We start from the raw sequence: 21,385 nt of genomic DNA on the forward strand, positions 1-21,385 counted from the left end.
GCATGACGTCAGCACACATCTTGAAGCCGTCCTTCAATCCGCTGGTCGAAACGCTGGCGCCACCTCCCATTCCTTCGGTTCAGGCTTGGGCGCGCAGCTATGATGGCGCCCATGGGGAACTGATTGATCTGTCACAAGCTGTCCCCGGTTACGCCCCGCATCCGGATCTGCTCAAATGGCTTGCTGAAGCAGCCGGCTCACCAGCCTGCGCCGGCTATGGCGCAATTGAAGGCGATCGTGAGTTGCGTACTGCCTATGCTGCGCACGTCTCTGCTCTCTATGACGGCAGCTTGTCCGCCGGAAACATTCATCTGACAGCGGGATGCAACCAGGCATTTGTCGCGGCAGTGACTGCCGTAGCCGGTGCCGGTGACGCGGTTCTGATGACCAATCCGTGCTATTTCAACCACGAGACCACGCTGCAGATGATGGGGATCGAACCGCGATATTTCCCATGCCATGCGGAGAACGGTTTCGTTCCGCGAGTGGAGGATATTGCGGCGGCTTTGGACGGGGTCAAGGCATTGGCGCTTGTGACGCCCAACAATCCGACCGGCGCTGTTTATCCTGCCGAGCTGATCGAGGAGATTTTCGCGCTATGCCGCGAGAAGGGTGTCTGGCTTCTCCTGGATGAGACGTATCGCGACTTCATCGAGCCGGGGGCCGGTCGGCCCCACGGCTTGTTCGATCGTGCAGATTGGCGCGACAATCTGATCCAGCTCTACAGCTTCTCGAAGTCGTTCTGCATTCCAGGCCACCGCCTCGGTGCAATCACCGCGAGCGAAGCGGTGGTGGAGCAGGTGGCAAAGGTGATGGATAATCTGCAGATCTGTGCGCCTCGAGCACCGCAATTCGCGGTAGCCAAGGGTTTGCCGGCGCTGGTCGACTGGCGCGAGGAAAACCGGCTCGAGATCGGCCGCCGCGCAGCCGCCATGCGCCAAGCGTTTGCGGGGCAGAACGGCTGGGAGTTGCAGGCGCTGGGCGCATATTTTGCATTCGTTCGCCATCCCTTAGATGACATGACATCGGCGCAGGCGGCCGAACGTCTTGCGAAGGATTATGGCATCGTGACCATCCCCGGCGCCTACTTCGGAACGGGTCTCGAGCGACATCTTCGGGTAGCGTTTGCCAATGTCGATGCCGAGCAGATCGCGGAAGTCGGCGAGCGCCTGCGCCAGATCGACTAGATGTGAAGCGCATGGCCGAGGGCTTTCAGGGCAGCTTCCTGAAAGCCTTCGCTTTGCGTTGGATGGGCGTGGATCGTGCCGGCAATGTCTTCAAGCCGCGCGCCCATCTCGATGGCGAGTGAAAATGCAGCCGACAATTCGGAAATGCCGGCTCCAACACCCTGAATGCCAAGCACCAGATGGTTGTCGGCTCGAACAATTACACGCACGAAACCGCCTTCGTTCTGAAGCGTCATCGCCCGTCCATTGGCGGCGAATGGGAACAGACCGATCTTGGTCTCGATCCCGGCGCGTTTGGCCTCATCCGGTGAAAGCCCGACGCTGACGATTTCGGGATCGGTAAAGCACACGGCGGGAATGGCGCGCTTGTCCCAGCTGCGGCGTTTGCCAGCAATGATTTCCGCCACCATCTCGCCCTGCGCCATCGCGCGATGGGCGAGCATCGGCTCGCCGGTGACATCGCCGATCGCATAGATGCCGCGCATCGAAGTGCGGCATTGATCATCAACGCGAATGAACGGGCCGCTCTTGTCGAGGTCGATCTCGTCGAGGCCCCAGCCGCTGGTGACGGGTTTGCGACCGACCGTGACGAGCACCTTGTCGGCGGGGATGGTCTGCAGGCTCTCATCCGACCGTTCGATCACGAGCCCGCTGCCGTCTGACGACAGGCCCTTTGCCTTCACATCGGTCATCACGGTGACGCCGAGTTCATCAAGGCGCTTTTGCACGGGACGCGTGAGGTCGGCGTCGTAGAGCGGCAAGATACGCGGTAGGGCTTCGACGACGGTGACTTTCGACCCGAGCTTGGCAAATGCCGTGCCAAGTTCCAGCCCGATATAGCCGCCGCCGACAACAGCCAGCGCCTTCGGGACTTCGCGTAAAGACAGCGCTTCGGTCGAGGAGATCACCTTGCCGCCAAAGGGCATGAACGGAAGTTCGACCGGGGCTGAGCCGGTGGCAATGACGATTGTTTCGGCGCGGATGACCTGAATGCCGGTTTCCGTGTCGACCTCCAGCGTCTTGCCATCGCGGAACCGTGCACGGCCGACCACAGCCTTGACGCCAGCCTTTTTCAGAAGCCCAGCGACGCCCGAATTCATCCTGCCGACAATGCCGTCCTTCCACGCAATCGTTTTGGCGAAGTCGATCGAGGGGTCGCTTACCTTGATGCCGAGCGTTGCCTTGTCCGATGCAAAATGCGTTGCGGCGAAGAATTCATCGGCGGCGTGGATGATCGCCTTGGAGGGGATGCAGCCGACATTGAGGCAGGTGCCGCCGGCCTTGACCGCTTCGATGATCACCGTGTCGACGCCGAGTTGTCCGGCGCGGATGGCGCAGATATAGCCGCCGGGGCCTGCACCGATGACGGCGAGCTTGCAGGAGATTTCCTTCATCGCCTCACTCCACGAAGATCAGGGCAGGGGTTTCCAGAAGCGCCTTGATGCGCTGGATGAAAACGGCAGCGTCCCAGCCGTCGATGACGCGATGATCAAAGGACGACGACAGGTTCATCATCTTGGCCGGCACGAATTGCGCGCCATCCCAGACGGGCCGCACCATGATCTTGTTGACGCCGATGATCGCGACTTCCGGGTAGTTGATGACGGGCGTCGTCGCGACACCGCCCATGGCACCAAGCGAGGTGATGGTGATGGTCGAGCCCGACAGTTCCTCACGTGTCGCCGTGCCGGATTTCGCAGCATCAGCGAGGCGGTTCACTTCGACGGCGCAGTCCCACAAATCGCGAGCCTCGGCATGGCGAACGACCGGCACGACGAGACCGGATGGGGTCTGCGCAGCAATGCCGATATGCACCCCGCCATGGCGGTGGATGATGCCGGCGTCATCATCATAGAGCGCATTGATCTGCGGCTGCTCGGCAATCGTCTTGACCATCGCCCGCATCAGGAATGGCAGGATCGTCAGTCTCGGGCGATCCGCACGCTTTTCCGCGTTAAGCCGGGCGCGCAGGTCTTCGAGCGCGTCGACATTGACCTCTTCGACATAGGTGATGTGCGGAATGCGCTGCTTGGACCGCGCCATCTTCTCGGCAATCTTGCGCCGAAGCCCGACGACCTTGATCTCCTCGACAGACATATCCGGCTGCTTGCCGGCTGGCGCTGACTGCTGCGGGCCGCGAGCAAAGAACTGGTCGAGATCGTCATGCGTGATGCGTCCGGCAGGACCGGAGCCGTGGACCCGGCGAAGGTCAATGCCCGCTTCCTTTGCGCGTAGGCGCACGGCAGGAGAGGCCAGTGGGCGTTCACCTTCGGGGCGATGGGCTGAGGCGTTGGCGCTTGCGGAAAGGGTGTTACCCCCACCCCTAGCCCCTCCCCACAAGGGGGAGGGGGATTCCGTTTTTGCGGTCGCTGTCTCTGCTTTCGACGGGGCAGGCGCACTCGGCGCTTCGGCAGCTACAGGCCCGACCGAAAGTTCCCCTCCCCCTTGTGGGGAGGGGTTAGGGGTGGGGGTATCGGCGCCCCCCGCCTCAACAGCAACCTCGCCCGACACATCAATCTTCACGATCGGCGATCCCACCGCGACAGTGTCGCCGATTTCGGCGCCGAGCCACGAAATTGTGCCTTCGACCGGCGATGGGATTTCGACGGTGGCCTTGTCGGTCATGACGGCGGCGAGGATGGCGTCTTCGCGGACGATATCGCCAATCTTCACGTGCCATTCGACGAGTTCGGCCTCAGCGACACCTTCGCCGACATCAGGCATCTTGATGATGAATTCGGCCATCTCTTACGCCTCCATCACCTGAATGAGCGCTTCGCCGACGCGCTTGGGGCCGGGGAAATAATCCCACTCCTGCGCATGCGGGTAGGGCGTGTCCCAGCCGGTCACGCGCACGATCGGCGCTTCGAGATTGTAAAAGCAGTGCTGCTGTACGAGCGCGGCAAGCTCTGCCCCAAAGCCGGAGGTCAGCGTTGCCTCATGCACAATCACGCAGCGCCCGGTCTTGGTGACGGAGGCGACGATGGTGTCGAGGTCGAGCGGCAAAAGCGTGCGCAGATCGATCACTTCGGCGTCGATGCCGGCATCGTCGGCGGCGGCCTGCGCGACATAGACCATGGTGCCGTAGGCAAGCAACGTGACAGCGGACCCTTCGCGGCGGATTTCTGCCTTGCCGAGCGGGACGGTGTAGTGACCATCCGGCGTTTCCGACAGCGGATGTTTTGACCATGCGGTGACGGGCCGGTCGTGATGGCCATCGAACGGGCCGTTATAGAGCCGCTTGGGTTCAAGGAAGATCACCGGGTCGGGGTCCTCGATCGCGGCGATTAGAAGACCCTTCGCGTCATAAGGGTTCGACGGCACGACAACTTTCAGGCCCGACACATGGGTGAACAGAGCTTCCGGGCTCTGGCTGTGGGTTTGGCCGCCAAAGATGCCGCCGCCGGTCGGCATGCGCACGACAAGCGGGCAGGTGAACTGGCCGTTGGAGCGATAGCGCAGACGTGCAGCTTCCGAGACGATCTGGTCATAGGCCGGATAGACATAGTCGGCGAACTGAACTTCGACGCAGGGACGCAAGCCATAGGCGGCCATGCCAATCGCTGCGCCGACAATACCGGATTCGTTGATCGGCGCGTCAAAGCACCGGCTGTTGCCGTATTTTTGCTGGAGACCTGCGGTGCAGCGGAAGACCCCGCCGAAATAGCCAACGTCCTCGCCAAAGACGACAACATTGTCATCGCGCGCCATCGACACATCCATCGCTGAGCGGATTGCCTCGATCATCGTCATGCGTGGCATGGGCGGTGCTCCGTGATCGAAGGTTGGCGCTGCCCCTCATCCGCCCTTCGGGCACCTTCTCCCCGCTGGCGGGGAAAAGGGAAAGAGGAGACGTCGCGGCAGTCGGTCCTCGCCCCGTTCACGGGGAGAGGATGCCGGCAGGCAGGTGAGGGGCTGCTGGGCGGTGTTGCCCCCTCCGTCGCTTCGCGACACCTCCCCCGCTTTGCAGGGGAGGATCCCGCTGCCGCGACGCAGATCCTCACCCGTTTACGGGGGAGGTGGTCCGAAGGACCGGACGGGGCGATGACGAATGCCAAGCTTCCCATCCTCACACCCCCGCCTGCTGGCGTTGACGCCGCAGATGCGGCGGCATTTGTTCGTAGACGCCTTCGAACATGTCGCGGGTGGAAGGCTTGCCGCCGGAATGCAAGGTGCCGTGCTGTTCGGCTTCCTTTTGTGCGGCGATGACCGTGTCGAGGATTTCGGCCTCGGTCTGTTTTTGGCGCTCGTCGGACCAGACACCGCGCACGATAAGGTGGTTTTTCAGCCGGATCACAGGATCGCCAAGCGGCCAGGCGTCGGATTCGGTTTTAGGGCGATAGGCGGACGGATCGTCCGAGGTGGAATGCGCCCCGACGCGGTAGGTGACGTATTCGATCAGCGTTGGGCCGAGATTACGCCGCGCGCGCTCGGCGGCCCATTTGGCGACGGCGTGGACGGCGAGGTAATCATTGCCGTCGACCCGCAGCGCCGGAATGCCAAAGCCAAGGCCTCGCGCAGCAAACGTGCCTGAGCCGCCCCGCGCAATGCCCTGAAAGGTCGAGATGGCCCACTGGTTGTTGACGATGTTGAGAACGACCGGCGCGCGGTAGGTCGAAGCAAAGACGAGCGCGGCGTGAAAATCGCTCTCGGCGGTCGAGCCATCGCCGATCCAGGCGGCGGCGATCTTGGTATCGTTCTTGATGGCAGACGCCATTGCCCAGCCGACCGCCTGAATGAACTGGGTGCCGAGATTGCCCGAGATCGAGAAGAAGCCGTGGTCTTTCGCCGAATACATGATCGGCAGTTGGCGGCCCTTCAGCGGGTCGGCTTCGTTGGAGTAGATCTGGTTCATCATCTCGACCATCGGATAGCCGCCGGCGATGAGGAGGCCAGCTTGCCGATAGGTCGGGAAATTCATGTCGCCGTCTTCGAGCGCCTGACGGAAGGCGCAGCTGACGGCTTCTTCGCCCATATGCTGCATGTAGAACGAGGTCTTGCCCTGGCGCTGGGCCATCTGCATGCGCGCATCAAAGGTGCGAAGCGTCATCATGTAGCGAAGACCAGCGAGCAATTCGTCGTCGGTGAGTGTGCCGGCCCAGGGACCGACCGCCTCGCCATTGCGATTTAGGACGCGAATGATCGAATAGGCGAGATCGCGAATGTCTCGCGCATCGACGTCAACAGCCGGGCGCTCAACGCTGCCTGCGCGTGGAATGGGAACGTGCGAGAAGTCGGGCGTGTCTCCGGGGCGCACCTCCGGCTCCGGCACGTGAAGGCTCAGCCTGCCTGCTTCGGCCATGATCGCTCCTCGCCTGCCGATGCGTTATCGTCAGCTAATGCAAAGATTTCGTCTTTGTCTATGAGGGGTAACTGGGCAGATGGCGGTGACAATCAAGCAAAAGCGGTCGTTTGCCGACTTCCTTTTCGAACTGTTCAATGATCGGGGAGTTGTCGTTCCCGATATTGCTGCGGACGTGCAAAGAACGAACAAATATTGCTGCAAAAAAATGCGGCCACGGGGCGTGTCCGCGAGTTGGGAGGCGAATTTTTGTCAGGCCGCGACCGGCTGCGGCAATGCCACTTCGTTCGGAGCCTCTATATCATCCTGAAACAGCTTCCACCGGCGCGGGCGGAATGCGATGCGGGAGCGCGAGGCTGCAGGATGGTCGACCGGCAGTTCGATCTCGACGCGGTGACCCGCGCCGCCGATTGCGAGTTCAACCCGTTTGGTGCCAGCAACGCGGCGGCTGACGCCTGCCGTGCCTGCAATGCAGCCGCCGCAACCATCGAGAAGCTCGATGTCGTGCGGGCGGAAATAGAGTTTGGCACTGCCGCTCGGAACGTTGTGCGCCTTGAGGCCGATACTCCGGTCTTCGAACCAGACTTCGCCGTGCTCGACACGGACCGGCAGCACGCTGGAATCGCCGATGAAGCCATAGACGAAGGGCGAGACCGGGTTGTCATAGACCTGATCGGCCGTGCCGACCTGCTCGATCTTGCCCTGGCTCATCACGACGACGCGATCAGCAAGTTCGAGCGCTTCTTCCTGATCGTGGGTGACGAAGACGGTGGTGTGGCCAGTCGCGTCGTGAATCTCGCGCAGCCACCGGCGCAGCTCGCGCCGCACCTGTGCGTCGAGTGCACCGAACGGTTCGTCGAGGAGGAGAACGCGCGGCTCAATCGCCAGCGCACGGGCGAGCGCCACACGCTGACGCTGGCCGCCAGACAGTTGGCTTGGGTAGCGGCCGGCAAGACCTGAGAGCTGGACAAGGTCGAGCAGCTCGAGCGCACGGCGCTTAATCTCGTGTTTGGGCGGGCGCGTTGCGGCGGGGCGGATGTTCAGGCCGAAGGCGACATTGTCTTCGACGGTCATATGCCGGAACAGCGCGTAGTGCTGGAAGACGAAGCCGACATTGCGCTCACCGACCGATTTCAGCGACGCATCTTCGTCGCCGAAGAAGACGTTGCCACCAGTTGGGAAATCGAGCCCGGCAATGAGGCGCAGGAGCGTTGTCTTGCCGGAGCCGGAGGGGCCGAGCAGGGCGATGAGTTCGCCGGAGCGGATGTCGAGCGAGACGTCTTTCAGCGCGGTGAAGCCGCCGAATTCCTTCTGGACGTTGCGGATGCCAAGTTCCATGGCTCTCTCCTCAATGAGTTCTGCTGCCGGTCGCGAGCTGGTCGGCAAAGCGCCACTCGAGCCAGGATTTTGCGACAAGCGTGACCAGCGCGAGGCCTGCGAGAACCGAGGCGAGGCTGAACGCGGCGACGGACATGTATTCGTTGTAGAAAAGCTCGACCTGCAGCGGCATGGTCACCGTCTCGCCGCGCAACTTGCCGGAGAGGACGGCGACAGCGCCGAACTCGCCCATGGCGCGGGCGTTGCAGAGAAGAACGCCGTAAAGCAGCGCCCATTTCACGTTGGGCAGCGTCACGTACCAGAACGCCTGCCAACCCGACGCACCAAGCGATATCGCCGCTTCCTCATCGCCATTGCCCTGATCCTGCATCAGCGGGATGAGCTCGCGAGCGATGAATGGGAAGGTGACAAAGATCGTTGCCAGCACCACGCCCGGTACCGCGAAGATGACGCGGATGCCGAAATCTTCGAGCAACCAGCCACCAACGGCGGAGTTGGAGCCGAGCAGCAGGATGTAGACAAGACCGGCGACGACCGGCGAGACCGAGAAGGGCAGGTCGATCAGCGAGATCAGGAAGGCGCGTCCGGGGAAGCGATACTTTGCGATAGCCCACGCCGCCGCGATGCCGAAGACGAGGTTGCAGGGCACGGCGATCAGCGCGATGAGCAAGGTCAGCTTGATTGCTGCCAGAGCGTCGGGATTGCTGAAGACCTCGAGATATTTGGCGATGCCAAAGCGGAAGGCTTCAACGAAGACGGCAGCGAGCGGCAAGAGCAGGAAGACCGCTAGAAGAACCAGCGTCAGCCCGATCGCGACAAGTCGGAAGTTACGCGGTTCGGTGACGGGTGAGCGGAAGGCAAGCGCGCGATCGTTTCGCGTTGCGTGAAAGACGGCGTCAGCCATTGCCGAACCTCCTCTGACTCCAAACCTGAATGAGGTTGATCGCGAGCAGGATCGCGAAAGATGCGAGCAGCATCACTGCGGCGATGGCGGCTGCGGCGGCGTAGTTGAACTCTTCCAGCCGAAAGACGATCAAAAGCGGCAGGATTTCGGTCTGGCGCGGCAGGTTTCCTGCGATGAAAATCACTGAGCCATATTCACCAACGGCACGCGCAAAGGCGAGCGAAAAGCCGGTGAGGATGGCTGGAAGCAGCGCCGGCAGGATCACGCGGCGAATTGTTTGCTCACGCGATGCGCCGAGCGTGGCGGATGCTTCCTCGATCTCCTTGGAAAAGTCCTGCAGGACTGGCTGCACCGAGCGCACCACGAAGGGCAGGCCTATGAAGACCAGTGCGATCCAGATGCCGAGCGGCGTATAGGCGATGCGCCAGCCATTGGGCGCAACGAGGCTGCCGATCCAGCCATTGGGCGAATAGATCGAGGCAAGCGCAATGCCGGCGACAGCGGTGGGCAGCGCGAAGGGCAGGTCGACCATCGCGTCCAGCGCACGCTTGCCGGGAAAGCCGTAACGCACCAGGACCCAGGCGACGAGCACGCCGATCACAGCGTTGAACGCGGCGGCAAGCAGCGATGCGCCGAAGCTGAGCCGCAACGCTGCAAGAAAGCGAGGGCCGGTGACGATCTCGGTGAAGGTCTGCCAGTCGAGTTCAAATGTTTTCAGGAACAGCCCGGCAATCGGGATGAGCACGATGATCATCAAATAGAATATCGTGAAGCCGAAGGTCAGCCGGAACCCCGGTATGATGCTTGGCTCGCGAAAGCGCAGTGTCGTCATGAACGGGGACCCCTCTCAGCTGCAGTTGAGGAGTGAGACACCCCCCAACCGCACAATCTTCCTAGTTGCTGGAATAAATCTGATCGAAGATGCCGCCGTCGGCGAAGTGCTTCTTTTGCGCTTCCGCCCAGCCCCCGAATGTGTCGTCGATCGTGACGAGCTTTAGATCTGGAAAGCGCTTCACGTCCTCTTCCGCAGCGTGTTCGGGATATTGCGGGCGGTAGTAACTGGAGGCGATGATTTTTTGACCTTCCGGGCTGTAGAGATAGTCCAGATATGCCTTCGCCAGTTCTCGGGTGCCTCGCTCATCGACATTCTTGTCAACGATGGCCACTGGCGGTTCCGCAAGGATCGAAAGGGGCGGCACGACAATTTCCACGCTGCCCGGCTCAAGTTCTTCGATGGCCAGGAAGGCCTCGTTTTCCCATGCAAGGAGGACGTCACCAAGACCGTTCTTGACGAACGTGTTCGTCGAACCTCGCGCGCCACTGTCCAGCACTGGAACGCGCGCGAAAAGTTGACCTACGAACTCTTTCGCAGCCCCTTCGTCGCCTCCGCTTCGCTCAAGTTGATAAGCCCATGCCGCCAGATAGTTCCAGCGTGCACCGCCCGAGCTTTTAGGATTTGGCGTGATGACCTCGATATCGTCCCTTATCAGGTCGTTCCAATCCTTGATGTTCTTCGGATTGCCACTGCGAACGAGAAAAACAATCGTCGAGTAATAGGGCGAAGAGTTCTTGGGAAATTCACTTTGCCATCCTTCGTCGATCAATCCTGCTTCCTGCGCGGCGAGGATATCGCTTGCGAGCGCCAGGGTAAGGACATCGGCCGGAAGGCCATCAATGACAGTGCGCACCTGAGAGCCGGACCCGCCATGCGTTGCGCTCACGGTGACGTCTTTTCCGGTTTTCTCCTGCCAGTGCTTTGCGAACGCGGCATTGTATTTGCGATAGAGTTCGCGGGTCGGATCGTATGAAACGTTGGTTAGCGCATCTTGAGCCGAAGCTGCAGAGATTGCGCCAAGCTGAGCGGAGACTGCAATTGTTGCGGCCACGATAAAGGAAGTTCGGTTGAGGCTCATGTCGTCCCTCCTGTCAGAAACATGATTACTCTAGAGGCTTCGCTTCCGTTTGCTGCGCTTCGAAACCGTTAAACTTCCCCGCCTGATTGTATTTTCTGTTCCCTGTCACGGAAGATCGCGACAACGATTTTCCGCGTTTGTGCGTAAAGATCTGGAACGCCGTCATCCTTGGATCGCAAAACGGAAGACGCCGGCCCGCTGTTCCGCGCTTTTGTCAATATTAGAATGATGTTCTACCAGCGGATGTAAACTGGAACCAAATTCCGTCGATCGTCTTCCTGCTGAATGCACATGCCTCAACCGGATAGGTGTTTGCGACTATCTTCTTTCGATACGGATCCGATCCATTCGCCCGCAGGGAGCTGTCATGAAACGTCTTCTTCTCGTTACTGCCGCGCTAGCCGCTCTGGCCTCTGCGCCTGTCCAAGCCCAGACAGCCGACAAGATTCTGAACTCTTCCTATGACATCGGGCGGGAACTGTTTGCTGCGGTCAATAAAGCCTTTGTTCCGGCTTACAAGACCTCGACCGAGCGCGACGTGACCATTGATCAGTCCCATGGCGGCTCCTCGGCGCAGGCACGAGCGATTTCCGAAGGTCTTGAAGCCGATGTTGTGACCTTCAATCAGGTTTCCGACATCGACTTTCTGGTGAAGCAGGGCTTCGTGTCAGGCGACTGGCAGAGCGAATTTCCAAACAATGCTTCGCCCTACTATTCCTTCCCATCCTTCCTCGTTCGCGCTGGAAACCCGAAGGACATCAAGGATTGGGACGATCTTGCCCGCGACGATGTGCAGGTGATCTTCCCGAACCCGAAGACGTCGGGAAATGCGCGTTACACCTATCTTGCCGCGACCGCCTATGCGCTTGAGGCTTTCGATGGCGATCAGGAGAAGGTGCGTGAGTTTATCGGCAAGATCTTCGACAACGTTCCGGTGTTCGATACGGGCGGTCGCGCTGCCACTACGACATTCGTTGAGCGCGAGATCGGCGACGTCATCATCACGTTCGAGGCAGAAACGCGCGGCATTGCCAGAGAATTCGGCGTCGACAGGTTCGACTCTGTGGTGCCTTCGGTCAGCCTGCTCGCGGAATTCCCGGTCGCGATTGTTGACAAGGTTGCAGAAAAGCGTGGGTCGACCCAGCTCGCCAACGACTATCTGAACTTTCTCTATTCCGAAGAGGGACAACGTATTCTGGCTCAGCACGGCAATCGCGTCCACGATGAGAAGGTCAAGGCCGAGTTTGCGGACCAGTTTCCTGAAATCAGGCTCGTGACTGTCGAGGACGTTTTTGGTGGCTGGGAGAAGATCGGCGAGGAGCACTTTGCCTCAGGTGCCGTACTCGACCAGATCTATGGCGAGCGCTAAGTTTCACAAATCAATGTAGTGATGACCGGTGGGGATATCCCGCCGGTTCCTTTATGATGATGACGCCACGCGCCATGGAAGGGGGCAGCTTTTGAGACGCCGCGTATTGCCCGGTTTCCCACTGTCGCTAGGAATTACGCTTTTCTACGTCACCTTGATCGTCGCATTGCCGATCGGCGCATTGATATTCAAGGCGGCGAGCCTGGGGCCAGAGGATTATTGGCGGATCATCTCGTCGGGACGTGCTGTTGCTAGCTATCGCATTACCGTGCTGAGCGCGCTTGGCGCAACCCTCGCCAATCTGATCTTCGGCCTCGCCCTGGCCTGGGTGTTGGTGCGCTACGATTTCCCGGGAAAACGTCTGGTCGACGCGATCGTGGATTTGCCATTTGCATTGCCAACTTCGGTTGCAGGCATCGCACTGACAGCAATGTTCGCGCAAAACAGCTGGCTCGGATCCGCGCTCGCGAATATCGGGATCACGGTCGTCTACACGCCTCTCGGCATCATGATAGCGATGTTCTTTACGAGCCTGCCGTTCGTCGTCCGGACTGTGCAGCCGGTTCTGGAAGATCTGGATCCTGCGCTTGAAGAGGCGGCCCAATCACTCGGCGGTTCTGACTGGAGCATTTTCCGGCGTGTGATCCTTCCTCTTCTTACGCCTGCGCTTCTGGCTGGTCTTTCGCTCTCATTTGCTCGAAGTCTTGGCGAATTCGGTGCTGTCATCTTCATCGCCGGAAATCGGCCGAACTCGACCGAAATTACCTCGCTGCTCGCCTTTATAAGGCTTGAAGAATACAACTATCAGGGAGCGGCGGCGATCGCATCCGTCATGCTCTTCGCCGCATTTGTGATGCTGGCCGTGACCAACTATTTGCAAGCGCGCGCTTTGCGCTACACGGTGAGGAGCTGAAGATGATGGTCCATCACTCCGCCAGCACACCGCCACGGGTGGGCGACCGCCCTGGTATCAGGCGCGCGCTCATCGGCTTCGTCCTCATCTTCGGGACACTTCTTGTTCTTGCGCCGCTTCTGGTGATTTTCTCGCAAGCGTTTTCGCTGGGCTTAGGTCATTTCGCGGAGACGATTTCGCATCCGGATACGCGCCATGCCATCTACCTGACCGTGGCAACGGCGCTACTTGCGGTTCCAATCAACACGGCGTTCGGTATTGCCGCGGCATGGGCGATTACGAAGTTCGACTTCTGGGGCAAGCGCTTCCTGCTGATCGTCATCGAGATACCTTTCTCGGTTTCGCCGATTGTTGCCGGTGTTGCCTATCTCTTCGTCTACGGTCTTCAGGGGCTGTTCGGACCCGCGCTGCAGGCGGCGGATGTGAAGGTTCTGTTTGCCCTGCCTGGAATTGTGCTGGCATCGATGTTCGTCACCGCACCGTTTGTGGCGCGCGAGTTGATCCCGCTGATGCAAGCCCAAGGTCGCGAACTGGAAGAAGCCGCTACGTCACTGGGCGCATCCGGATGGCGCACGTTCCTTACGGTGACGCTTCCCAATATCCGCTGGGCGTTGCTTTACGGCGTGGTGCTCTGCAACGCACGCGTTATGGGGGAGTTTGGTGCTGTCTCGGTTGTGTCGGGCAAGATACGCGGGCAGACCAACACGCTGCCCCTTCACGTTGAGTTGCTCTATCACGATTATAATACGGTGGGAGCGTTCGCCGCCGCGTCGATTCTGACAGTGCTGGCACTCTTCACCATCATCGCGAAGGTTCTGCTTGAACGACAGGGAGCAGGGCGTGCGGGCCGGCCCGCACTCGCAGCCAACAAGGTTGGAACGTAATGAAGATCGTTCTCGAGAATGTAGTCAAGGAATTCAACACGTTTCGCGCGGTGCGCGGGGTCTCGCTGGAGATCGGCAGCGGCGAATTGGTGGCGCTGCTGGGGCCTTCGGGTTCGGGCAAGACAACGATCCTTCGCATGGTGGCCGGGCTGGAATTCGCCGATCAGGGGGCGATCTATTTTGGCGATGAGGATGCTACCAACATTCCGGTCCGCGAGCGCGGTGTTGGTTTCGTGTTCCAGCACTATGCTTTGTTCCCGCACATGACAGTCGGCGAGAACATCGCCTTCGGGATGAAGGTGTCAAAGAAGGCGCGGTCGAAGCAAGAGATCACGGATCGGGTCAACGATCTGCTCCGTCTGGTCAAGCTTGAAGGTTTGAACGACCGCTTTCCGAGCCAGATTTCGGGCGGGCAGAAACAGCGCGTTGCACTTGCGCGGGCGCTCGCCGTCGATCCAAAGGTGCTGCTCCTTGACGAGCCGTTCGGCGCACTGGATGCGAATGTACGTCATGATCTTCGACGCTGGCTGCGCGAAATTCATGACGAGCTGGGCATCACGACCCTGTTCGTAACGCATGACCAGGAGGAAGCGCTCGACCTTGCTGACCGCGTCGTCATCCTCGATCAGGGGGCGATTGTTCAGGAGGGCACGCCAGAACAGGTGTGCCGTGAGCCAAACTCGGCCTTTGTCATGAAGTTTCTGGGCGACACGAACCGGATCGCAGCCACTGCGGTAAATGGTGTAGTAGATCTCCCTGGTGCGCGCCTAACCGCGCCCGGGGTGGTCGATGGACCGGTCGACATTCTTGCCCGCCCCGGCGATTTGAGCTGGTCCGCGACGGGCGAAGGAATTCCAGTTAGCGTAATCCGCGTGATCGATCGCCCGGAGGGTCGTCGTTTTCTGGTGCGGACAGAAAATGGTGAAACCCTTGAACTTGATGTGCCGGTTAGCACGCGCGCTGCGTCAGGGGATCGTGGCTTCGTGCAGGTTCTGCAAGGCAATGCCTATCCGCGTTCGTGACGCGGATAGGGAGAATTTCATTGTCAGCCAAGAAGGCCGAACACCACCGCAATTGCGAAACCAACAGCCAGTGCAAATGCAAAGTAGCTGAGGACACCAGCTGAATATGCGTGGCGAGGCAGACGTCTTGAGCTTTCAGAATGGGCCATGGGACCTCCGTTTCCAGCTCAGTCTACAAAATTGGTAGACTTTGTCGATTTCCTTTTTTCACGCTTTGCACGAGTTTTTTCGCGCGGGTTGCCGAGGCGTATGCGTCGGCATCATCCGCACTAATGCACGAAAAGTCGTTTGGTTCGGCGTGCCGCGTTCACTTCATCCAGTGAAGAGTGGATGAAGTTTCCTTGCTTGGGCGATACTCGGCACCAACCCAGCCGGTGTAGCCGGACGCATCAATGGCAGCGAATATATGCTCATAGGCTATCTCGCCTGTGCCCGGTTCGTGGCGACCGGGATTGTCTGCAAATTGTAGGTGCGCGATGCGGGGCAGGGCTGAGAGGAACCCTTCGATCAAATTCCCTTCCGTGACCTGGCGGTGATAGAAGTCGAATTGAATTGCGAGGTATGGGCGCTCTGCCAGATCAAGCAGCGCGATGGCGTGCTCGGTCCTGCTTGCCAAATAGCGCGGTACATCACGCTGGTTGCAGGGCTCCGTCATCACGGTCACTCCCATTGGCGCAAATGTATCGGCAGCCAAACGAAGGTTATGCACGAAGGTGTACTCCGCCTCCTGCTGGGTAATTTCTTCAGGCACCAGGCCCATCAGGACGTTGACGCGCTTGCAGCCAAGGATCTCGACATAGGACCTGGCCTTGGCGACCGCGTCAGCGAATTCCGCTACCCGACCCGGAACACACGCAAGTCCGTTACCGCCTTTGATAAGGTCGCCAGCCGGAACATTGATGAGGACGATCTCCACTGCCGCGCGCTGCGCCCGCTCGAAGATCTCTTCGGCAGAAAACTCATAGGGAAACTGAATGTCGACCCCTTTGAAGCCAAGATCCGCAGCGGCCTGGAACCGGTCAAGAAATGCGTGCTCCTGCAGCATCATCGAAACGTTGATCGAGAAGCGTGGCATCCTATCCTCCATTAATTTTACGGTGCCAGTGGACCGCCCCGCTGAAGGCGAGTATTACAGGCCCACGATCTGAATTGTATACATTCTGAGGAGGGGTGAATGGTCAAGGAAGGTGATTTCCTGTGGGAAGGCAGCGATGCCTTCAAGGAGGCAACGGGAGTTGCGGCATTCATCCGTTGGCTGAGAGATGAGCGGGGCCTCGATTTCGCCGACTACCGCGAATTGCAGATCTGGTCCGCCAAGGAGATCGAGGCCTTCTGGGCCGCAATCTACGACTATTTTGAGGTCATCTCCGACACGCCCTATGAGAGCGTTCTCGTCAAGCGCGAGATGCCGGGCGCGCAGTGGTTTGTCGGTGCCCGCGTCAACTACGCCGAGCACATCCTGCGTCACGAAGGCGACGATCCCGAGAAGGTGGTTGTACACCATCTGTCCGAGACGCGTGAACTGGCAGGCATGAAGTGGCGCGAGCTGGGCGACATGACCCGCAAGATCGCGACCCGGCTGCGCGCAATGGGCGTTGTGCCTGGCGATCGCGTGGTCTCCTACATGCCGAACATTCCGGAGACGATGGCAGCGATGCTGGCCGTGACGGCGGTTGGGGCAATATGGTCCTCGGCTGCGCCGGAATTTGGCGTCGGCACTGTTGCCGACCGTTTCTCGCAGATTGCGCCGAAGGTGCTGTTTGCCGCTGACGGCTACCGTTTTGCCGGCAAGGACTTTTCGCGTCGCAAGGAAGTCGCCGACATCGTTGATGGCCTCTCAAGCCTCGAGCAGGTGATCTGGCTTGACTATCTGAGCGATGAAGGCGCGCCTTCGTTCGACGGAAAGAGCGTGACGCTTTTCAGCGATGTGCTGAACGATGCAGTCGTTGCGCGCGAAGACTTCCGCTACGAGCGCGTCGCGCACGACCATCCGCTGTGGATCCTGTTCTCGTCGGGCACGACCGGTCTGCCGAAGGCGATCGTTCAGAGCCACATCGGCATCATTCTGGAACACTACAAGTCGGCGGTCTTTCACCTGAACCTCAATGCGGACTCGCGCATGTTCTTCTACTCGACCACCGGTTGGGTGATGTGGAACTCGCTGATGTGGGGCCCGCTCGTGGGCGGCAGCGTCGTTCTCTACGACGGTAGCCCGACCTATCCGGGTCCGGACCTGCTCTGGAAGCTCGCTGCCGACACCAAGACGACCTCGTTCGGTGCGAGCCCAACCTTCGTCGAGAACATGCGCAAGCATGGCATCGTGCCGAAGGAGCGTTTCGATCTCGATGCGATCGAAAGCATCATGCTGGCAGGTTCTCCCGCCACGCCGGAAAGCTTCAAGTGGCTCTACGATGCGGTGAAGGAAGACCTCTGGGTCACCTCCCAGTCGGGCGGCACCGAGTTCTGCTGTGGCCTTGTCGGCGCAACGCCGACACAGCCGGTTTACGCCGGAGAAATTCAGGCTCCATGCCTCGGCATCGACGTTCGGGTGTTTGACGACGCCGGCAATTCGATGGTCGACGAGGTAGGCGAACTGGTTGTTGCCAGCCCGATGCCGAGCATGCCGCTGTTCTTCTGGGGCGATAGCGAGTTCAAGAAGTACAAGGAAGCGTATTTCGACACCTATCCGGGTATCTGGCGTCACGGCGACTTCATGAAAATTAATAGCCGGGGCGGTTGCTTCGTCTACGGTCGTTCGGACTCGACGCTGAACCGTTTTGGCGTGCGTATCGGCTCGGCCGAGATCTACCGTACCCTTGAGGGCATGGAAGAGATCGAGGACAGCCTGATTGTCTGCATCGAGGAGCCGAATGGTGGGTTCTACATGCCGCTGTTCGTGCAGCTGAAGGAGGGCGTTGTCTTTGACGAGGCGCTCGATAAGGCGATCCGCAAGCGCCTGCGCGAAGAGCGCAGCCCGCGCCACGTGCCGGACGAAGTGCACGCCGTACCGCTGACGCCGTACACGCTGACCGGCAAGAAGATGGAAGTGCCGGTGCGCAAGATGCTGATGGGTTGGCCGGTGGCCAAGGCCTACAGCGCCGATGCGATGCGCGATCCAAAGGCGATGGAATGGTTCGTCGACTTTGCCGCCAAGCGATTGGCCGAAAAGGGCGAGAGCATGTACGGCAGCCTCGCCAACGAAACGAAGTAAGATCCTAAAATGCGCCGCAGTGAAAATTGCGGCGCATTTTTTCTGGTGTCGACCTTGCGAGGAGGCGGGGCGACGTACGGTTTTGCCTGCATGGGAGGATGATGTGGGTTTTGACGTTTTCGCCATGTCTGCACGCCAGACGGCGCAGAGGATCGCAGCTGGGGAGATTTCGAGCGTCGAGGTGCTCGATACCTATCTTGCCCGCATCGCGCGGCTGAACCTTGATCTGAACGCCCTCGTCGCCACTGATTTCGAGCGGGCGAGGGCGCGTGCGGTCGAGGCGGATGCGGCGCTGGCGCGCGGCGAGAACTGGGGGCCGCTGCACGGCGTGCCGATCACGCTCAAGGAAAGCTTTGACGTCGAAGGCCTGCCGACGACCTGGGGTGAGCCGTCGCTGCGAGACAATTATCCGAAGCAAAATTCGGCGGTGGCGAAAGCGCTGGTCGATGCCGGCGCGATCATCATGGGCAAGACCAATATTCCCTGGATGATCAGCGACTGGCAGACGTTCAATGACGTCTATGGCGAAACGAAGAATCCGTGGGATCTGTCGCGATCGCCAGGTGGTTCATCAGGTGGTGCAGCAGCGGCTGTCGCGGCGGGTTTGACAACATTTGATGTCGGCAGCGACATTGGCGGGTCGATCCGCAACCCTTCGCATTATTGCGGCATCTTTGGCCACAAGCCGAGCTTCGGTCTCGTGCCGCAGGATGGTCACGCGCCGCGCGCAGATGAGCCGGGCGTCGACATCAACGTGCTCGGTCCTTTGGCACGCAACGCCGATGATCTCGAATTCGTGCTCGACATACTGGCGCGGCCGGAGGGAGAAGATGGCACGGCGTGGAAGCTGGATCTGCCACAACCGCGCAAGATTGCGCCGTCCTCGCTGCGGGTCGCGGTGATGCTGGATTCGCCGGTATCGAAGGTTGATCAAAGCGTGGTCGACGTGTTGACCGTTGCGATTGCCAAGCTGGCCGAGCGTGGCGTCGTCTTCGATTTCGAAGCCCGTCCGGAGATCGACTTTGCGCGGGCGCATCGCCTGTTCATGCAGCTGTTGCGCAGCGCGATGGCGGCGGCAGATGACGATGCCAAGCATGTGCGCTTTCGCGAGCTGGCCGCCTCCTATGCCGACGATGACGACGGCTATGACGCGATGATGGCACGGGCTGCGGTGTGGAGCCGCCAGCAGTGGTTTCAGGCTCACAAGGAGCGCAATCTCATTCGCGCGGCGTGGAAGACGTTCTTCGAACGCTTCGACCTCATCATCATGCCGATGGCGGCAACCGCAGCCTATGTGCGCGATACGAAGACGCCGCGACAGGTGCGCAAGCTTACGGTCAACGGCGAAGAGACGTTCTTTCGCGACCAGTTCTTCTGGGCGGGGCCAGCGTCGCTGTCTTATCTTCCGGCGACGATGGCGCCGGCTGGCTTCACCGATGCCGGCTTGCCGGTCGGCATGCAAATCATCGGGTCTTATCTGCGCGACCGCGAGACGATCGCTCTTGCAAAGCTCGTCGGTCAGGTTGTTGGCGGCGCGGTGCCGCCACCTTCCTGTCGCCACTAGTCGCCCATCACCGTGCCTTCGCGGCGCTTGTCGGCGGCACCGATCAGGCCCTCGTCGGTGATCTGGATGATATGCAGGCCGGAATTGAGGTTGGCGATGGCGACCTCGTGGCCGAGCGCGGTAAGTTCGGCTGCAAGCTCTTCTGCGCCTTCGCCTTCCTCGACGCTTGTGCGGCCGTTAAGATTGGTGACATGGCGAAGGTCGATCGCCTCCTGCGGGTCCATGCCCCAATCAAGGATCGCGATCAGCGACAGCGCTGTGTAGTCGATGATCGCAGCGCCGCCAGGGCTTCCGGTCAAAAGCACCGGCTTGCCATTACGCAACACGATGGTCGGCGACATGGACGAGCGCGGGCGCTTGCCGGGTTCAACGCGGTTTGCCACCGGGGCGTCGTTGGCCTCTGGCGTAAAGGCAAAGTCGGTCAGCTCGTTGTTGAGCAGAAAGCCGCGAGTCATGACGCGGTTGCCAAAGCCGCTCTCGATGGTGGTCGTGGCCGACAGCATGTTGCCCGCCTTGTCGACGATGACGAAGTGCGAGGTACCCTTTCGCGGGCGCTCGCCATCGGGCGTCAGGTTATCGTCGCTGAGGCCGGGCGGTGTGCCGGCGTTGGCAACGCCCATCGATTTTGCCGGATCGATCAGTTTGGCTCGCTCAGTGAGATAGGCTGCGTCGAGCAGGCCGTCAGGGATATCGACAAAATCGCTGTCGGCGACATAGAGGCCGCGATCGGCGAAGGCGAGGCGAGAAGCTTCGGCGAAGAGATGGCGAAACGCTGCGCCGTCTTCCATCGCTGCGAGGTCGAAGTTGGAGAGCATGCCGAGCATCTGGCCGACGGCGAGCGCGCCCGAGCTTGGCGGGCCCATGCCGCAGACGTCATAACCGCGATAGTCGGCGCAGATCGGCTCGCGCTTGACGACCTTGTAGGACGCAAGATCCTCGGCGGTCAGGAGGGTTGGATTGATGTTGGTGGTCAGCGCCGCGACAATGTCGCGCGCAATCTCGCCTGTATAGAACGGCGCGGCGCCCTCTTTGGCGAAAAGCTCGAGCGTTTGCGCATAGGGGGGGTTCTTGAGCGTGGAACCTTCCGCGATCGGCTTGCCGCCGGGGAGAAAATAATCGGCAGTGGTTATGAAGGTGTCGAGGCCCTTGGCATCCGCGACGGCCTTGGCAAGGCGCGGGCTGACCTCAAAGCCTTCGGTCGCGGTCTGGATTGCGGGCTGCATCAGCTCGGCCCAGTCTAGGCTGCCGTGGTCGCGATGAAAGGTTTCGAGCAGCATTGGGGTGCCTAGAACGCCGGCTGAGCGTCCGCCAATGACGGCTGTTGCAAAGTCCATGGCTGTACCATCGGCATTCAGCCAATATGTGTCGGTCGCGGCCTTGGGCGCGGTTTCGCGGGCATCGTAGGTGGTGATATCGCTGGTTTCGGCGTCGAAATAGACAAAGAACGCGCCGCCGCCGAGGCCCGAGCTTTGCGGCTCGACGAGGCCGAGCATCGTCTGGACGACAACCGCAGCATCGGCCGCTGTGCCGCCGCTAGCCAGCACCGCATGTCCCGCTTCGGTGGCGAGCGGATGCGCGGTCGCGATCATGAAATCTTTGGCGGAGACGGACGATTTTTCGGCGATGGCCGTCGTCGCTTCAGGTTGCGGCCGGTCCTGCGCAACCGCGTAAGTCGCGGCGAAGGTGGCGCATAAGAGCGCGAGGCCGCTTGATCTCAGGTGAGGGAAAAAGTTCATCGCCGTCTCCTCCTGCCGCGTGGAAATCCAGCATGACAGGAG

Annotated in this window: 18 protein-coding genes; 7 read left to right on the top strand and 11 right to left on the bottom strand. The window is 60.4% G+C overall.

Translation table 11 applies throughout. The features are described from left to right. The first annotated feature begins 2 nt into the window (after positions 1-2). Positions 3-1,187, top strand: a complete 1,185-nt coding sequence (locus IOD40_RS03775) for an aminotransferase (RefSeq protein ID WP_198474500.1) — start codon at positions 3-5, stop codon at positions 1,185-1,187. On the opposite strand, the gene lpdA is transcribed toward IOD40_RS03775, so the two are convergent. The 8 genes from lpdA to IOD40_RS03815 form a co-directional block, all read right to left on the bottom strand. Continuing rightward, complete coding sequence (lpdA, locus tag IOD40_RS03780) at positions 1,184-2,581, bottom strand: dihydrolipoyl dehydrogenase (protein WP_198474502.1); 1,398 nt, start codon at positions 2,579-2,581, stop codon at positions 1,184-1,186. The genes IOD40_RS03775 and lpdA overlap by 4 nt on opposite strands. Positions 2,582-2,585: 4 nt before the next feature. Further along, positions 2,586-3,932, bottom strand: coding sequence for a dihydrolipoamide acetyltransferase family protein (locus IOD40_RS03785; protein WP_198474504.1), 1,347 nt, complete (start codon positions 3,930-3,932; stop codon positions 2,586-2,588). A 3-nt stretch (positions 3,933-3,935) separates the two neighbouring features. Next, positions 3,936-4,949, bottom strand: coding sequence for an alpha-ketoacid dehydrogenase subunit beta (locus IOD40_RS03790; protein WP_198474506.1), 1,014 nt, complete (start codon positions 4,947-4,949; stop codon positions 3,936-3,938). A 307-nt stretch (positions 4,950-5,256) separates the two neighbouring features. Next, a complete protein-coding gene (locus tag IOD40_RS03795; protein ID WP_198474508.1) occupies positions 5,257-6,489 on the bottom strand; it encodes a 3-methyl-2-oxobutanoate dehydrogenase (2-methylpropanoyl-transferring) subunit alpha in 1,233 nt (410 codons plus the stop codon). 252 nt (positions 6,490-6,741) lie between these two features. Beyond that, positions 6,742-7,827 carry a sulfate/molybdate ABC transporter ATP-binding protein gene (locus IOD40_RS03800; RefSeq protein ID WP_198474510.1) on the bottom strand — a complete coding sequence of 362 codons (1,086 nt, stop codon included), beginning with the start codon at positions 7,825-7,827 and terminating at the stop codon, positions 6,742-6,744. 10 nt (positions 7,828-7,837) lie between these two features. Further along, positions 7,838-8,731 carry a sulfate ABC transporter permease subunit CysW gene (cysW, locus tag IOD40_RS03805; protein ID WP_198474512.1) on the bottom strand — a complete coding sequence of 298 codons (894 nt, stop codon included), beginning with the start codon at positions 8,729-8,731 and terminating at the stop codon, positions 7,838-7,840. Further along, on the bottom strand, positions 8,724-9,563 hold the full coding sequence (cysT, locus tag IOD40_RS03810) for a sulfate ABC transporter permease subunit CysT (RefSeq protein ID WP_198474514.1): 840 nt from the start codon (positions 9,561-9,563) through the stop codon (positions 8,724-8,726). The genes cysW (IOD40_RS03805) and cysT (IOD40_RS03810) overlap by 8 nt, the downstream gene beginning before the upstream one ends. Positions 9,564-9,624: 61 nt before the next feature. Beyond that, positions 9,625-10,644: a sulfate ABC transporter substrate-binding protein gene (locus IOD40_RS03815; protein ID WP_198474516.1), complete on the bottom strand. Its 1,020-nt coding sequence runs from the start codon at positions 10,642-10,644 to the stop codon at positions 9,625-9,627. A 367-nt stretch (positions 10,645-11,011) separates the two neighbouring features. Here IOD40_RS03815 and IOD40_RS03820 point away from each other — a divergent pair, with 367 nt between their 5' ends. From IOD40_RS03820 to IOD40_RS03835, 4 genes are all read left to right on the top strand, one after another. Further along, positions 11,012-12,013, top strand: a complete 1,002-nt coding sequence (locus tag IOD40_RS03820) for a sulfate ABC transporter substrate-binding protein (protein WP_198474518.1) — start codon at positions 11,012-11,014, stop codon at positions 12,011-12,013. Between the two features lie 91 nt (positions 12,014-12,104). Next, the gene (gene cysT, locus IOD40_RS03825) at positions 12,105-12,926 is read left to right on the top strand and encodes a sulfate ABC transporter permease subunit CysT (RefSeq protein ID WP_198474520.1); all 822 of its coding nucleotides are present in this window, start codon (positions 12,105-12,107) and stop codon (positions 12,924-12,926) included. Positions 12,927-12,928: 2 nt separating this feature from the next. Continuing rightward, positions 12,929-13,810, top strand: a complete 882-nt coding sequence (gene cysW / locus IOD40_RS03830; RefSeq protein WP_198474522.1) for a sulfate ABC transporter permease subunit CysW — start codon at positions 12,929-12,931, stop codon at positions 13,808-13,810. Then, on the top strand, positions 13,810-14,832 hold the full coding sequence (locus IOD40_RS03835) for a sulfate/molybdate ABC transporter ATP-binding protein (RefSeq protein ID WP_198474524.1): 1,023 nt from the start codon (positions 13,810-13,812) through the stop codon (positions 14,830-14,832). Before cysW (IOD40_RS03830) ends, IOD40_RS03835 begins: the two co-directional genes overlap by 1 nt. A 23-nt stretch (positions 14,833-14,855) precedes the next feature. On the opposite strand, the gene IOD40_RS20170 is transcribed toward IOD40_RS03835, so the two are convergent. After that, positions 14,856-14,981, bottom strand: coding sequence for a hypothetical protein (locus tag IOD40_RS20170; RefSeq protein WP_267905054.1), 126 nt, complete (start codon positions 14,979-14,981; stop codon positions 14,856-14,858). A gap of 158 nt (positions 14,982-15,139) precedes the next feature. Next, positions 15,140-15,907 (bottom strand): hydroxypyruvate isomerase family protein, encoded by a 768-nt coding sequence (locus IOD40_RS03840; RefSeq protein WP_198474526.1) that lies wholly within the window; start codon positions 15,905-15,907, stop codon positions 15,140-15,142. 99 nt (positions 15,908-16,006) lie between these two features. On the opposite strand from IOD40_RS03840, the gene IOD40_RS03845 reads away from it, so the two are divergent. Beyond that, on the top strand, positions 16,007-18,043 hold the full coding sequence (locus tag IOD40_RS03845; RefSeq protein ID WP_198474528.1) for an acetoacetate--CoA ligase: 2,037 nt from the start codon (positions 16,007-16,009) through the stop codon (positions 18,041-18,043). A gap of 103 nt (positions 18,044-18,146) precedes the next feature. Then, positions 18,147-19,607, top strand: a complete 1,461-nt coding sequence (locus IOD40_RS03850) for an amidase (RefSeq protein ID WP_198474530.1) — start codon at positions 18,147-18,149, stop codon at positions 19,605-19,607. Here the strand turns inward: IOD40_RS03850 and ggt are convergent. After that, a complete protein-coding gene (gene ggt, locus IOD40_RS03855) occupies positions 19,604-21,343 on the bottom strand; it encodes a gamma-glutamyltransferase (RefSeq protein WP_198474532.1) in 1,740 nt (579 codons plus the stop codon). The two genes, IOD40_RS03850 and ggt, sit on opposite strands and share 4 nt — an antisense overlap. Positions 21,344-21,385 lie beyond the last annotated feature (42 nt).

The organism is Aquamicrobium zhengzhouense, assembly GCF_016124105.1.
GTDB lineage: Bacteria > Pseudomonadota > Alphaproteobacteria > Rhizobiales > Rhizobiaceae > Aerobium > Aerobium zhengzhouense.

What these genes read in the sequence shown, in the direction of transcription:
- cysW (WP_198474522.1), top strand. Translation starts at nt 12,929, where the DNA reads ATGATGGTCCATCACTCCGCCAGCACACCGCCACGGGTGGGCGACCGC.
- ggt (WP_198474532.1), bottom strand. Translation starts at nt 21,343, where the DNA reads ATGAACTTTTTCCCTCACCTGAGATCAAGCGGCCTCGCGCTCTTATGC.
- IOD40_RS03835 (WP_198474524.1), top strand. Translation starts at nt 13,810, where the DNA reads ATGAAGATCGTTCTCGAGAATGTAGTCAAGGAATTCAACACGTTTCGC.
- IOD40_RS03785 (WP_198474504.1), bottom strand. Translation starts at nt 3,932, where the DNA reads ATGGCCGAATTCATCATCAAGATGCCTGATGTCGGCGAAGGTGTCGCT.
- IOD40_RS03840 (WP_198474526.1), bottom strand. Translation starts at nt 15,907, where the DNA reads ATGCCACGCTTCTCGATCAACGTTTCGATGATGCTGCAGGAGCACGCA.
- IOD40_RS03775 (WP_198474500.1), top strand. Translation starts at nt 3, where the DNA reads ATGACGTCAGCACACATCTTGAAGCCGTCCTTCAATCCGCTGGTCGAA.
- IOD40_RS03790 (WP_198474506.1), bottom strand. Translation starts at nt 4,949, where the DNA reads ATGCCACGCATGACGATGATCGAGGCAATCCGCTCAGCGATGGATGTG.
- IOD40_RS03820 (WP_198474518.1), top strand. Translation starts at nt 11,012, where the DNA reads ATGAAACGTCTTCTTCTCGTTACTGCCGCGCTAGCCGCTCTGGCCTCT.
- IOD40_RS03815 (WP_198474516.1), bottom strand. Translation starts at nt 10,644, where the DNA reads ATGAGCCTCAACCGAACTTCCTTTATCGTGGCCGCAACAATTGCAGTC.
- IOD40_RS03800 (WP_198474510.1), bottom strand. Translation starts at nt 7,827, where the DNA reads ATGGAACTTGGCATCCGCAACGTCCAGAAGGAATTCGGCGGCTTCACC.
- cysT (WP_198474514.1), bottom strand. Translation starts at nt 9,563, where the DNA reads ATGACGACACTGCGCTTTCGCGAGCCAAGCATCATACCGGGGTTCCGG.
- IOD40_RS20170 (WP_267905054.1), bottom strand. Translation starts at nt 14,981, where the DNA reads ATGGCCCATTCTGAAAGCTCAAGACGTCTGCCTCGCCACGCATATTCA.
- lpdA (WP_198474502.1), bottom strand. Translation starts at nt 2,581, where the DNA reads ATGAAGGAAATCTCCTGCAAGCTCGCCGTCATCGGTGCAGGCCCCGGC.
- IOD40_RS03795 (WP_198474508.1), bottom strand. Translation starts at nt 6,489, where the DNA reads ATGGCCGAAGCAGGCAGGCTGAGCCTTCACGTGCCGGAGCCGGAGGTG.
- IOD40_RS03845 (WP_198474528.1), top strand. Translation starts at nt 16,007, where the DNA reads ATGGTCAAGGAAGGTGATTTCCTGTGGGAAGGCAGCGATGCCTTCAAG.
- cysW (WP_198474512.1), bottom strand. Translation starts at nt 8,731, where the DNA reads ATGGCTGACGCCGTCTTTCACGCAACGCGAAACGATCGCGCGCTTGCC.